10 protein-coding genes are annotated in these 13,183 nt (G+C 74.7%); 3 read left to right on the forward strand and 7 right to left on the reverse strand.

The genetic code is table 11. From position 1 onward, the window contains the following. Positions 1-86: 86 nt before the first annotated feature. Genes ACFZP7_RS32750 through ACFZP7_RS32765 form a run of 4 tightly spaced genes read right to left on the reverse strand, consistent with a single transcriptional unit; the run spans position 87 to position 3,919 of the window. Complete coding sequence (locus tag ACFZP7_RS32750; RefSeq protein ID WP_385632519.1) at positions 87-1,487, reverse strand: FAD-dependent oxidoreductase; 1,401 nt, start codon at positions 1,485-1,487, stop codon at positions 87-89. Next, positions 1,477-2,670, reverse strand: coding sequence for an MAB_1171c family putative transporter (locus tag ACFZP7_RS32755; protein WP_030968523.1), 1,194 nt, complete (start codon positions 2,668-2,670; stop codon positions 1,477-1,479). The genes ACFZP7_RS32750 and ACFZP7_RS32755 overlap by 11 nt, the downstream gene beginning before the upstream one ends. Beyond that, the gene (locus tag ACFZP7_RS32760; protein WP_019328182.1) at positions 2,667-3,284 is read right to left on the reverse strand and encodes a hypothetical protein; all 618 of its coding nucleotides are present in this window, start codon (positions 3,282-3,284) and stop codon (positions 2,667-2,669) included. The genes ACFZP7_RS32755 and ACFZP7_RS32760 overlap by 4 nt, the downstream gene beginning before the upstream one ends. After that, the gene (locus ACFZP7_RS32765) at positions 3,281-3,919 is read right to left on the reverse strand and encodes a hypothetical protein (protein ID WP_385637715.1); all 639 of its coding nucleotides are present in this window, start codon (positions 3,917-3,919) and stop codon (positions 3,281-3,283) included. The genes ACFZP7_RS32760 and ACFZP7_RS32765 overlap by 4 nt, the downstream gene beginning before the upstream one ends. 416 nt (positions 3,920-4,335) lie before the next feature. Here ACFZP7_RS32765 and ACFZP7_RS32770 point away from each other — a divergent pair, with 416 nt between their 5' ends. Continuing rightward, on the forward strand, positions 4,336-5,832 hold the full coding sequence (locus ACFZP7_RS32770) for a PHB depolymerase family esterase (RefSeq protein ID WP_385637718.1): 1,497 nt from the start codon (positions 4,336-4,338) through the stop codon (positions 5,830-5,832). An 82-nt stretch (positions 5,833-5,914) separates the two neighbouring features. Here ACFZP7_RS32770 and ACFZP7_RS32775 read toward each other — a convergent pair whose 3' ends face one another. Together ACFZP7_RS32775 and ACFZP7_RS32780 are read right to left on the reverse strand one after the other, a co-directional pair. Continuing rightward, positions 5,915-6,853, reverse strand: a complete 939-nt coding sequence (locus ACFZP7_RS32775; protein WP_127443801.1) for a sigma-70 family RNA polymerase sigma factor — start codon at positions 6,851-6,853, stop codon at positions 5,915-5,917. A 10-nt stretch (positions 6,854-6,863) separates the two neighbouring features. Further along, positions 6,864-8,054 (reverse strand): NAD(P)/FAD-dependent oxidoreductase, encoded by a 1,191-nt coding sequence (locus ACFZP7_RS32780; RefSeq protein ID WP_385637720.1) that lies wholly within the window; start codon positions 8,052-8,054, stop codon positions 6,864-6,866. A gap of 204 nt (positions 8,055-8,258) precedes the next feature. On the opposite strand from ACFZP7_RS32780, the gene ACFZP7_RS32785 reads away from it, so the two are divergent. Further along, positions 8,259-8,693, forward strand: coding sequence for a VOC family protein (locus ACFZP7_RS32785; protein WP_029393911.1), 435 nt, complete (start codon positions 8,259-8,261; stop codon positions 8,691-8,693). Positions 8,694-8,814: 121 nt separating this feature from the next. Here ACFZP7_RS32785 and ACFZP7_RS32790 read toward each other — a convergent pair whose 3' ends face one another. Next, complete coding sequence (locus ACFZP7_RS32790) at positions 8,815-11,319, reverse strand: SCO7613 C-terminal domain-containing membrane protein (RefSeq protein WP_385637723.1); 2,505 nt, start codon at positions 11,317-11,319, stop codon at positions 8,815-8,817. Between the two features lie 295 nt (positions 11,320-11,614). On the opposite strand from ACFZP7_RS32790, the gene ACFZP7_RS32795 reads away from it, so the two are divergent. Next, positions 11,615-13,162 carry a carboxylesterase/lipase family protein gene (locus tag ACFZP7_RS32795; protein WP_385637726.1) on the forward strand — a complete coding sequence of 516 codons (1,548 nt, stop codon included), beginning with the start codon at positions 11,615-11,617 and terminating at the stop codon, positions 13,160-13,162. Positions 13,163-13,183: the final 21 nt, after the last annotated feature.

A 13,183-nucleotide genomic window follows, 5' to 3' on the forward strand; every position in this document is an offset into this window, starting at 1 on the left:
CTCGCCCGGACCCCGTGGCGCGAGTCTCGCCCCAACCCCGTGCGCGAGACCGTGCCGGACCCGCGCGGCCCCCTCCCGGCACGCGGTCAGGAGAGGGCGGTCCTCCGCTCGGCCTCGGTCAGGGGCGGTCCCTGCAACGGCGGCTTCCTCGGGCCGAAGAGCATCGGTATGAGCATGTCGGGGGAGAACAGGCGGGTCGGAGGCTTCTCCAGGCTCATCACGTCGAGCAGGGCGCCCAGGGCACGCGGATGGGCGGCGCCGGTCTCGACGGCACGGTCGACGTACCGGGCGAGGAGCCGTTCCGCCCTGGTGAGCGGCTTGTCGGAGGCGCCGGGGTAGAGGGCGTCCTGCCCCACCGCCAGGTCCCAGGCCGCGCCGACGGGGCGTGCGACGGCGCGTTGGACGCGTCCGGCGGCCCCGGGCGCGGCTGGGCTCGTGGTGCGCAGGACGGAGCGCAGGGCGAGGGCGCACTGCGCGGCGACGGTGAGGCCGTGGCCGTACACCGGGTTGTACCCGGCGACGGCGTCGCCCAGGACGACGAAGCCGGCCGGCCACCGCGCGGCCTTCTCGTAGTAGCGGCGGCGGTTGGCGGTCGAGCGGGTGGTCGCGACGCCGCCGAGCGGTTCGGCGCCCTTGAGGAGTTCGCCGATGACGGGGTCGCCGAGGCCGAGTGCGAAGTCGACGAACGTGTCCGGGTCGCCGCCGGGTTCGCCGCCGCGGGTGCCGGAGAGGGTGACGATCCACCGGCCGTCCTCGACGGGCAGGATGATGCCGCCCCGGCCCGGTGCCTTGGCGGGGTTGGCCTGGACGTTGACGAGCGGGAACGGGACGTCGGCGGGGGCGTGGGGAGCGCGGAAGACGCGGGTGGCATAGGCGACTCCGGCGTCCACCGACCTCTCGGCGGGTTGCGGCAGCCCCAGTTCGCCGAACCAGAGGGGGGTGCGCGAGCCCCGGCCCGAGGCGTCGACGATCAGGTCGGCCGGCAGAGTCGTGTCCTCGGTGGCGTCGCCTTCGCGGACGCGGAGGGCCGTGACGCGGGAGGCGTCGCCCTCCAGTCCCACCGCGGTGGTGTTCTCCCGCAGGGTGATGCGCGCGTCGGCGAGCACCTGTGCGCGCAGGACGGCGTCCAGCAGGTCGCGGGAGCAGACGAGGTTGCGGTGGGGGGTCGCCAGGAAACGCCGGAACCAGACCTCGTTGGGCGCCCGGGAGACCATGTCCCCCATGATGCTGACCAGACGTCCGCCCCGGGCGACGACCTCGTCGACACAACCGGGCAGCAGTTCGTCCAGGGCCCGCACCCCGCCGCTCCACACCAGATGAGCGTGCCTGGCCTGCGGGACGCCGCGGCGCGGTGCGGGGCCGTCGGGCAGGACGTCGCGCTCGACGACGACGACGTCGGCGAACTCGGTGAGCGCGGCGGCGGCGAACAGACCGGACGCGCCGGCCCCGATGACGACGGCTGTGGGTCGGCTGGCGCTAGGAGACATCTGTGTCGACGCTTTCTGTGGTGGTCACCCGCTGGCGGATGCTGTCGATGAGGTGGGGGTGCCGCAGGGCTTGCGAGATCGCGTCGATGTGGTCGCTCAGGTCGGCGCCTGGTTCACGTCGGCCGAGGCTCGCCCGGGCGGGCTCGTCGCCGCGGTGGGCGTCCAGGGCCGCCCGGACGGTGACGGCCCCGGCCAGCCCTCGCGCCTCGTCCTCGCCGAGCCCTTCCGGAGCGAGCCTTCGCGCCCGGCGGTAGAGGTCCCGGTCGAGGTGGGGAGCGAGGATGCGCAGCGCGTCGTGGATCCGCTGCTGGCGCTGCACCAGGCGCAGCCCCAGCGGCATCCGGCGCACCGACCGGGGGGACAGGGTGGAGGGCACCACGTCGCGCACGGCCGACCAGAGGGGACGCAACTGCCGGTACTCGCGCCGCTCGTGGATCCGGTTCTGCAGGGAGGGGCCGACCTGGGGCACGATGAACCCGACCGCGACCAGGACCGCCTCCAGGAGGGCGAAGGGCGGTGCGGCCCGCGTGCTGAGGACGTCCCAGTCGTGGCCCGACCAGCGGGCGGTGAGCGCGGTCAGCTTCGCCGCGTCGAAGACGAGCCCCGAGGCGAAGCCGGCCTGCAAGCACACGACGCCCGACTTCAGCCAGCGGTTCTCGATCCTGGGGAACCACTTCCACAGCATGGAGGTGGCGACCAGCGACGACACCATGTGCGCCGACAGGTACAGCAGGATGTGCTCACGCATCCAGGGGGTGCCCGCGTAGTAGGTGTCGAGGTCGTAGATGCGGGGCTCGGGCACGTCGGCGAGCAGGAACGTCACCCACAGGGCCACGACGATCCCGGCATAGATCCAGTACACGCGGCGCATCCGCCGGCGGCGACGCGGCGACGGCTCCTCCCGCCAGCGCATGATCATGGTGAGGCCGGTGGCGCAGAAGGCGGTCAGGAAGCTGTACGCCCACGGCGAGGCGATGTTCGGTACTCCGGTCAGCTCGTTCAGGCGCGCGATGTTCACCGGAGTGATGACGACGAGCACGACGGTGGCGAAGCTCAGCAGGAGGGTGGTGGCGCGGACGTCGGGATCGCGCCACGCCCGCACGAGGGTGGGGAACTTGAGGACCAGCGCGATCAGCAGCAACGCGGTGGGGACCGCGTAGGAGAGGGGGAACTGCTCAGTCACAGGATGCGTCCGCCGCGGTTGAGCAGGGAGAGGTTGATCCGCCCCTCGACGGTCGCGGCGCTGACGGGTCCTTCGGCGTACCGGCCCTTCATCCAGGAGCGGACCTCCCGGCCGAAGAGCAGTCCGAAGGTCTCCGCGTCCACCTCGTGCCGCGCCGCCGACTCCGCCCGGGCCGCCACCGTGAGGATGGCCTCGCGGGGCACCTCGTCCAGGGAGAGGATCTGCTCGACGGCCCGGCGGACCGCCTCGGGACGCCGGTCGGCGGCGGGCGAACGGGCGGCTCCCCGCAGCCCCGCTATGTGATGCCCTCGGTCTTCCTCCTCCTCGTGCCAGAGTTCGTGGCCGAGGATCACCAACTGGGCCAACGGCGCGGTGCTTTCCTCGACCACGATGAGGGAACGGTCACCGAGGTCCAGGCGCGCCCCGGACACGTCGACGTCGGCCAAGTCCTTGGGGAAGGTGCTGAATCTGAGGTCGATCGGGCGTCCCTTGCGCACGCTCATCGCGCGGCAGAACGCCTCCATGACGTCCCTGGGGTCGGCCGGCCGCCTGAGTGTCTTCGACGCCTCCTCGCCCAGAGCGCTCAGCAACTGCCTCATGGCCCTGGTGCTCATCGCTCGCCGTCTCCCTCCTGAGGCACCACCGACCTCAGAACTCCTTCCAGGATGCGTTCCAGTTGCGCCCGCGGGACCGAGCCGTGCAGTCGCAGGTCCGCGCTCACCACGCCGTACCGGTCCAGCAGTGCCGAGACGGGGTCCACCTCCCGCAGCGCCGCCCCGGGCCCCAGCTCCGGATGCTCCAGCTTCCGCACCACGGGCAGCAGCACCCGGTCGAGGGCCTCGTCGGCCGGGGCGGTGAAGAACGACTCGCCGCCCTCCACGCCGAAGAAGCCCACCAGGTGGTGCAGGAGTGCCACGTTCGGCACCTTCTTGCCGTCGCAGACCGCGCGGGCCCACACCTCGGAGATGCCGGTACGGGCGGAGACCTCGGCTGCGAGATCCCTCATGACCTTGCCGTGGCGCCGCAGATAGGCGTCGCTGAGGGCCTTGATGCGTGCGCAGACCCGCGCGTTGACCGTGTCGTCCGGCGGTCGGCGGCCTTCGAGCAGGTCCCGGACCACGCTTTCCGGCAGTGCCGTCCTGGCCGCCAGCGCCGGGGGGTCGACGAAGTCGGCGCGCACCAGGCCCTGCTCGGCGACGGCCTTGTCCAGACGGCCGAGCGTCCGGGCCAGCGAGGTAGGCGGCTCCAACGGCGTGCTCCCCGGGGATCGAGCGCATGGACGGCGGGTGTGGAGGGCAGCGTACGCATCTCCCCGACGACTGACAACGATCGTTTATCGGCCACCAGCGATCGTTGATGGCCGCTGTCCGGCTGAAAGTTGGCCGGTAGACGGTCATCCGTCCGACGGGTGGCGGAGGCTTCCGAGAGGCGTACAGGAGGCGACACACACGCGGCCATGGGCGGCCGTCACACAGGACCGCCGGTCGTCCTGGGCGCCGGGACCATGCCGCGACGACGCCGGCGGGCGGACGATGCGACACCGCGTGTCCCCACAACCGGCCCCGGCCCGGAGCCCCCGCTCCGGGTCCTGCGTTCCAGGTCCTGCGTTCCGGGTCCTGCGTTCCGGGCCCCCGCGCGTCCCTCGCTCCCGAAGGAGGAGTCCCCATGTCACGACCGCACCCTGTGCGTCGCCCCGCCAAGAGCCCCGAAGGCCCTGCCCGGGGTCTGCGCCGCCTGGCCGCCTCGGCCCTCGGCGTCCTTGCGCTCACCGCCGGGCTGCTCGCCGCCGGCCCGCCGGCGACCGCGGCGAGCCTCACCCAGGTCACCGGGTTCGGGTCCAACCCCGGAAACCTGTCCATGTACGCCTACGTCCCCGACGCCCTCCCGACCGGCGCGCCGCTGGTCCTGGCCCTGCACGGCTGTACGCAGAGCGCGGGCGACTACCACGCCCACTCGGGCTGGGCCACGTTGGCCGACCGCTACGGGTTCGCGGTGGTCTACCCGCAGACGAACGCCACCAACAACGCCAACTCCTGCTTCAACTGGTTCGAGGCGGGCGACAGCGCCCGCGGCAGGGGCGAAGCCCTGTCGATCAAGCAGATGGCCGACAAGGCGGTCGAGCAGTACGGCAGCGACCCCGGCCGCGTCCACATCACCGGTCTGTCGGCCGGCGGCGGCATGACGGCCAACATGCTCGCCGCCTACCCCGACGTCTTCGCCGGCGGTGCCATCGCCTCGGGGCTGCCCGCACGCTGCGCCGAGACGCTGACCGCGGCCTACACCTGCATGTACAGCCCACCGGACCGGACCCCCGCGCAGTGGGGGGACCTCGTGCGCTCCGCCGCCCCGGCGGGCACCACCTCCTGGCCGCGCGTGGCGATCTGGCAGGGCACCGCCGACACCACCGTCCGCCCCGCCAACGCCACCGAACTGGGCGACCAGTGGACGAACGTCTGGGGCGTCGGCCAGACCCCCTCCCGCACCCGCAGCCTCACCGGGGGCACCACGGCGACCACGTACGACGACCCGACGGGCCGGCCCGCGGTCGAGGTCTACTCGGTCTCCGGCATGGCCCACGGACTCGCCGTCGACCCCGGCGGCGGCGCCGAGCAGTGCGGCGCCACCGGAACCTACTACCTCGACACCATCTGCTCCAGCTACCACACCGCGCGCTTCTGGGGCCTGGACGGGGACGGCGGCGGCGAGAGCCCGGACGGACCGCCCGCTCCCGCCAGGCCCGCCGTCACCGCGACGACCGACACGACCGTCTCCCTGACCTGGGAAGCCGTCGCCGAAGCGGCCTCGTACCACGTCCACCGCGACGGCATCCGGGTGGGCACGACCGCGGCCACCCACTACACCGACACCGGCCTCGCCCCCGGCACCACCCACGGCTACACCGTCGCCGCCGTCGACCCGGCGGGCACGGTCGGCTCACCGTCCGCAGCGGTCACCGCGACCACCACCGGTTCCCCGCCGACGTGCCACACGGCGAGCAACTACGCCCACACCGTCGCCGGACGGGCCTATGTGAGCGGCGGCCACACCTACGCCGCGGGTTCCGGCCAGCCGATGGGCCTGTGGAACACGTTCACCGTGCACACGCTCCTGGAGACCTCACCCGGCCACTACGTGATCGCCGACTCCGGCTGCCCCGCGTGAAGGCCCGCCGGGCGTCCGGCGGTGCCACGGGCCGGTGTGCGGCGGCACGGACGCCCCGCACGGCTCCGTCCGCGCGGTGCCGTCACCAGGTGGCGACGGCTGGAGCGTCGGGCCGGTGCCGCCGCCAGGTCTCGGCGACGCGCGCGAGGCGCCCCGCGGCGGCGATGCCGTGCAGCGACGCCACCTTGCCGTCGCTGACCCCGAACACCACGACGCCCACGACCCGGCCGTCGACCACGGCGAGGACGGCCGGGGAACCGTTGACCGGCGCGATGTGGAACGCGGGGGAGCCGCCGGCCAGCCGCCGCTTGGCGGCCGTCGGCCTGAAGCCGCCCCGCACGAAGGAGGCGACCCGCTCGGGCGTCCTGTACCGCAGCAGCCGCCGGGCCAGCCCGGCACCGTCCGAGACCGCCGTCACATCGTCGGTGAGCAGGGCCACCAGCCGCTCGGTGCGCCCCGACGTGGCGGCGGCGAGGAACTCCTCCACGACCCGGCGCGCGGTCGCGGGGTCGGTCTCGCCGCCCCGGCGGCGCTCCGCGGTGACCCGTTCGCGGGCCCGGTGGGCGTGCTGCTGGCTGGCGGACTCGGTGATGTCCAGGATGCCGGCGATCTCGGCGTGGGTGTACGAGAAGGCCTCGCGCAGCACGTAGACGGCCCGCTCCACCGGCGCCAGGCGCTCCATCAGGGTCAGCACGGCCAGGGACACCGATTCACGCTGCTCGAAGGTGTCGGCGGGGTCGAGCATCGGGTCGCCCGCGAGCAGCGGCTCGGGCAGCCAGTCACCGGCCGCCCGCTCGTGGCGTGCCTGCGCCGACCGGAGCCGGTCGAGGCAGAGGTTGGTGAGGACCTTCGTCAGCCACGCCTCGGGCACCGCCACCCGTTCCCGGTCCGCGGCCTGCCAGCGCAGGAAGGTGTCCTGCACGGCGTCCTCGGCGTCGGCGGCCGAGCCGAGCAGACGGTACGCCAGCGAGGCCAGCCGACCCCGGCCGGCCTCGAACTGGGCGAGGGCTGCGGTGTCCATGCCGCACACCCTATGCGGCGCTCCCGACGTCGGACGGGGCGAGCACGGCGGTCAGCCGGCGCCTGCGCTTCGGCACGCCGAAGGTCGGGTGGGCGATGCCCCACCCGGCCCCCTTCAGCACGCCGGCCTTGAGCCGCGCGGCGGTCCGGCCGCCGAGGTACCAGGACTTCGACCGGACGTCCCCGTCCACCATCTGGAAGATCGCGTCCCGCCGTCCGAGGCTGATGTGGTTGCCGTAGTACTTCAGGCCGGTGGTCGACACCTCGCGGCCCGTCAGGCGCGCGACGATCGCGGCGGTCGCCTGCATGTTGGTCACACCGGCCGAGGCGCAGGACATCGGCAGCGGGCGGCCGTTGTCGCCGATCGCGTGGGCGCTGTCACCGGCGGCGTAGACGTCGGGGTGCGAGACCGAGCGCATGGTCCGGTCGACGACGATCCGGCCGGTCTCGGTGACGTCGAGGCCACTGGCGGCCGCGAGGGGATGCACGGCGAACCCGGCCGACCAGACGGTCACGTCGGCCGGCAGGGAGGTTCCGCCGGCGGTGATCACCCGGGTCGGCTCGACGGCCTCGACGCGGGTGTGCTCGTGGACGGTGACACCCAGCCGGTCGAAGGCCCGGCGCAGGTGCCGGCGGGCCCCGGGGGAGAGCCAGGCACCCAGCTCGCCCCGGGCGGCGAGCGCGACCGAGAGGTCGGGCCGGGACTCCGCGAACTCGGTCACGGACTCGATGCCGGTGAGCCCCTCGCCGACGACCAGGACGCTGCCGCCCGCGTCCAGGCCGGCCAGGCGCTCGCGCAGACGGAGCGCGGAGTCCCGGCCGGTCACGTCGAAGGCGTGCTCGGCGGCGCCCGGCACGCCGTGGTGGTCGACGGAGCTGCCCAGCGCGTACAGCAGCGTGTCGTACGCCAGCTCGGCGTCCCCGTCCTCACCGGTCACGCAGACGCTGCGGCGCTCGGGATCGAGGCCGGTGACGCGTGCCAGGCGCACCCGCACCCCGGTACCGGCGAAGACGTCGGACAGCTCGCGGAAGGCGACGTCCTGGCCGGTCGCGAGCTGGTGGAGCCGCATCCGCTCGACGAAGACGGGCGCGGCGTTGACGACGGTGATCTCGGTGTCGGCGGGGGAGAGCCGACGGGCCAGGTTCCCGGCGGCGAAGGCCCCGGCGTATCCGGCGCCGAGAACGACGATGCGGTGCTTCATGGCGTTGCTCCTGTCTCGTTCGCGTGCCCCTCGAACGAGACGGCGCCGCGATTCCTGACAGAAGCGAGTGTGATGTGCGCCACAAGGGGGGTGGGAGTGGTCGAAGCCCCCTCCTCGCCACCGGACCCGCGTCGGCCGCCGACGGGCCCAACGCCTGCGCCGACGCCGGGACATGGGGCGCGGACCCCCTGCTAGGGTGCGCCGATGGCCGTGATCAGGAAGATCCAAGTGACCTTCGACTGCGCCGACCCCGTACGGGTCGCCCGCTTCTGGTGCGAGGTGCTGGGGTACGTCGCTCCGCCTCCGCCGGAGGGCTTCGCCACCTGGGAGGAGTACGACCGCACGCAGCCGGCCGAGAAGCGGGGTGCCTGGTTCGCGTGCAGCGACCCGACGGGTGAGGGACCGCGCCTGTTCTTCCAGCGCGTTCCCGAGGGCAAGGTCGTCAAGAACCGCGTCCATCTGGACGTGCGGGCCGGCACCGGTCTGGTGGGGGAGGAGCGCCTGGCCGCGCTCGAGGCGGAGTGCGCGCGGCTGGTCGCGCTGGGCGCGGTGCACGTGCGGACGCTGTACGCGGACGAGGAGAACGAGTCCTGCATCGTCATGCAGGATGTCGAGGGCAACGAGTTCTGCCTCGACTGAACGTCCCGGAGGAGGGCGCCGTCGGGCGCCCTCCGCCGGCACGGCCGGCCCCCGGACCGGCGTTCGACGTCCGTGCCGGCGGAACGGCTGCGTCTGAGCGGCTCCGTCTGACCGGCACCGTCTAGTGGAGCCGACCGAGCGCGTCGCGCAGCCGCCGCGCGTCGCGCAGCCGCTGTTCGTAGGTGGCCCCCAGGGCGAGCAGGACCAGACCGGCGAGGGCGGGAGGCGCCCAGCGGGGGAGCACCCCGACGACCTGGGCGATGTACGGGGCGAGCTCGTGCAGCGCCACCAGCGCGAGCGTGCCGCCGCCGAGGACCAGCGGTGCCTGGAGCCGGGACCGCGCGCCCACCAGCGTCACGGCCAGCGCGGTGGTGCCGAGCAGCAGGGGCCGCAGCCAGTGAGGATCGCCCCACATCGCGAGCAGACTCGGCACCAGGGTGACCGACAGCCCGGCGCCGTGGGCCGTCCAGGAGGAGACCGACGGGTCGCGGCGGCGGCGCAGGTGCCCGACGGCGAGCGCGGCGACGGACACCGGCAGTGTGTAGGCCTCCGGCGTGGTGACCTCCCACGCCGCCAGCCGTACCCAGGCGGCCAGCAGGAACAGGGCGGCCGCCGCGTGGCCGGCCCGCCGTCGCTCCGGCCGCAGCGCGGTCCCGGCCGCGATGACCCCGCACAGCGCCAGCACCGAGGCGAGCACGGGCAGGTCGGTCACCGCCAGCGTGAGCGCCAGCAGCGCCGCGGCCGCGCCCGCCGCCTCGACCGGGACCGTCGCCGCCGATCGGTCCGCGCGTGCCGCCCGTGCCGCGACCAGGGCCGCGACGGCGGGCACCACGAGGACCAGCAGTGCGGTGTGCTCCGGCCGCAGGCCGGCGGAGGCCCCGGCCGCGCACGCCAGAGCCGTGGCGTGCGCGAGCGCGGCGGGCGCGGTGAACGCCACGAGCCCCGGACGGGTGCTCGCGACGCCGAACAGCGCGGCCAGCGCCAGGAGCACGGCGATCGTCCCGGCCTCGGTGGCCAGCGAGACGAGGGCGAGGGTGACGGAGGTGACCAGGGCCAGCACGAGGGCCGTGAGGGCCGGGGCCGACGGCCCGCCCGTACCGCGACGGGCCCGCTCGGCGACGCAGAGCGCGACCACGACCACGGCACCGTCCGCCACCAGTCCCGCGCCGTAGGGCAGTTCCAGCACCACGGGGGTCACGACGACCGCCGCCCAGGCCAGGACGAGCGCGCCCACCCCGGACGCCGGACGCCGGACGGCGCGGCGCTCGGCCAGGGCCAGCACACCGGCCACGGCGGCGAGCACCAGCGGCGCCGCCGTCGCGTAGGAGGGCCAGGCGGCGTCCTGGAAGACGGCGTCCCGGATGTCGAGCGGCGTCCCCGACCACGGGCGCTCGATCAGGGCCACCGGGCCGAGGAGCGTGCCGGCCACCAACGGGAGTGTCCACAGCACCGCGAGGCCCTGCACGACCAGCGACGCCCCGACCAGGCCCTGCCGCATCGGCCGGGGAAGCGGCGTCCGGACGGCCGTGAGCAGGGCGATCCCGAGGGCCAGACATCCCGGCACCGTCCACTCCCCGGGCAGCCACGCCCGGAGCACCCCGCCGGCCCCGGCGACCAGGCACAGCCCCGCGGCCAGCGACGCGCACAGGGCGACCTCGGGCTTCGGGGCGTACCGGGCGGCGGCCAGGGCGATCGCCGCGGCGAGGAGCAGGAGCGCGGCACCCCGCGCCGCCGCGACCGGTGCGGCCGCGCTCCAGCAGAGCCATCCGGCCGACAGCACCCCGAGGGCCCCCGCGACGCAGGCGCCGACGAGGCCGACGATCCGCACCGGCGCGTGGGCCGGCCGGAGCGCCACGACGGTGTCGGCCGCCGCGGTCACCAGCAACACGGCGGTGAGCGTGTGCGGACCCGCGTCCACGGCGAGCGCCCACAGGAGCAGCGGCACCTGCGCGGTCACCACGGCGCAGGGAAGGGGGAGCCGGAGCGCGGGGCGCGCAGCCGTAGCCGCACCCGCACGCGCCCGGTCCGGCCGCGTCGGGGAATCGGCGTCCGACGGCGGCACCAGCAGGTCCGCCGCCGCTCCGTACGCGGCCCACGCGGCGGACAGGACGGCGGACGCGGCGGCCGCGTAGCCGAGGCCGCCGCTGCCGTCGAACGCCACTTCGTGCAGGGCGTAGGCGTCCAGCACGGTCAGGGCCATGCCCAGCGCCGCCACCGCCTCGGCCGTGGAGCCCAGCCCGCGTCGCAGCAGCCACACCGGTGCGGACAGCGCCGCGAGGGTCACCGTCGCCAGGACCAGGGCCCGGCCGGTGATCCCCAGGTGGCCCCAGCCGACCAGGGTGAAGGCGATGGCGGCGACGGTCAGCAGAATGCCGCCGAGGAGCAGCAGCACGTTCTGCACGCCCGGTGCCGTGGCCTCTGTGCGAGGGGCTGCGGCACCGGGTGCCACGGGCCACACCGGGGGCATCTGACCGGCGCCGGGGACCGACCGCTGCGCGGAGGCCGTACGCAGGACGTGGACCAGCCACTCGCGGCGGCGCAGCAGGACGGCGCGGCGGGCGTCGAGTTGCCGCAACTCGGCGTCGAGGAGACGCAGCTCCTCGGCCGGAGGCGGGATGTTCGTCATAGCGGCGAGTGTGGTCGCCGCCACCGAACCGCACATGGGTGCGCGTACTCAGTTCCTACTCAGGTCCGTGTCGGGACCGTCCGGTCCGTGCCGGGGTTCGTCAGGTCCGTGGCGGGACCTCCGGTCCGTGCCGGGGTTCGTCAGGTCCGTGGCGGGACCTCCGGTCCGTGCCGGGGTTCGTCCGGTCCGTCTCAGGTCCGGCAGGCCCGTTTCGGGACCGTCCGGTCTCCGGGTGCGGCGGCGGTGCGTGAACTCCCTGGCACGGGTGGTGCCGGATGGGTCAGACTGACGCGCGATGACTGAACGACCATGCGGTGCCGAGCGATTGTTCCGGACGACCGGCGGCCGGGTGCGCGGTGTCCCGGCCGGTGAGGGCGTCACCGCCGTACTGGGCATCCCGTACGCGGCGCCCCCCTTCGGGCCCCTGCGCTTCCGGGAGCCGCGGGCGGCGCCCGCCTGGAGCGGGGTGCGGGACTGCGCGGCCTTCGGCCCCATTGCCCCGCAATCGGCCGAGCTGCCCGGATCGCCGGTGTGGCGCGCGGGTGACGAGGACGTCCTCACGGTGAACGTGTGGGTCCCCGACGGCGCGGAGGGCGGCGGGCTGCCGGTGTTCTTCTGGATCCACGGCGGCGCCTACACCTTCGGCTCGTCCGCCCAGCCCGACTTCGACGGAACGGCCCTGGCGCGAGCCGGTCTGGTCGTGGTCACCTGCAACTTCCGCGTGGGTTTCGAGGGATTCGGTCATGTGCCGGGCTTCCCGGACAACCGCGGACTCCTCGACCAGGCCGCCGCGCTGGGCTGGGTGCGCGAGAACATCGCGGCCTTCGGCGGCGACCCCGCGAACGTCACCGTCGCCGGGCACTCCTCCGGAGGAGGCTCGGCGGTCTGCCTGATGACCATGGAGCGGACCCGCGGGCTGTTCCGGCGGACGATCGCCCACAGCGTGCCCAGCTCCTTCTACACGGTCGACCTCGCCGCGGCGGTCACCGGGCGGATCGCGGCGGCGGCCGGGGTCGCCCCGACGGCCCGGGGCCTGCTGTCCGTGCCGCCCGCGGAGCTGGTGGCCGCCTCCGACAAGGTCGCCGCGCACTGCGGGACCGACCCCGTCGCGGCGGTCCACGCCTTCGATCCCGTGATCTTCCAGCCCGTCGTCGACGGCGAGGTGCTCCCCCTGGACCCGCTGCGCGCGGTCGCCGCCGGGGCCGCGCGGGAGGTGGACCTGCTGGTGTGCCACACGCTGGAGGAGTACTGGTTCCTCCACGCCGTGGGCGCCGTGCGGACGGTCACCACCGAGGCGGAGCTGGCGGACGCCGCCGAAGCGCTGGACCTGCCGGCCCACCTGACCGAGGGCTACCGCGCGCTGATGCCGCACGCTCCGGTGCTCGACCGCTACCTGGCCCTCTGCGGCGACGCGACGTTCGGCGAGTACACCACCCGCCTCGCCGAGCGGCACGCGAGGGCCGGCGGTCGGGCGTACCTGGCCCGGTTCGCCCGCGAACGGGAAGGGGTCAGGCCCTGGCACACCGCCGACGTCCCCTTCGCCTTCGGCAACCTGGACGCGGTCGGCGCCGACTTCCTCATCGGCGGCGCTCCCGACGAGGACGACCGTGCCCTCTGCGCCCGTATGGTCCGCTCCTGGGCCGCCTTCGCGGCCACCGGCGACCCGGGCTGGCCGGCGGTCACCCCGGACGGCACGCCGGTCAAGGTCTGGGCGATCCCCGGCGACCGGGTGGAAGCCGACGACGCGTCCGGGGCCCGCGCCCTGTGGCGCGACGTCCTCTTCGCGCCGATGCGACCCGCGGCGGACGCCGGGCACGGAGCGCGTGGGGCCCGCGGCGCATGAGCCGGTCGGGCGGGACGGTCC

Origin of the sequence: Streptomyces sp. SudanB5_2050 (assembly GCF_964272335.1) — a bacterium.
GTDB classification, from domain to species: Bacteria; Actinomycetota; Actinomycetes; order Streptomycetales; family Streptomycetaceae; genus Streptomyces; species Streptomyces rochei.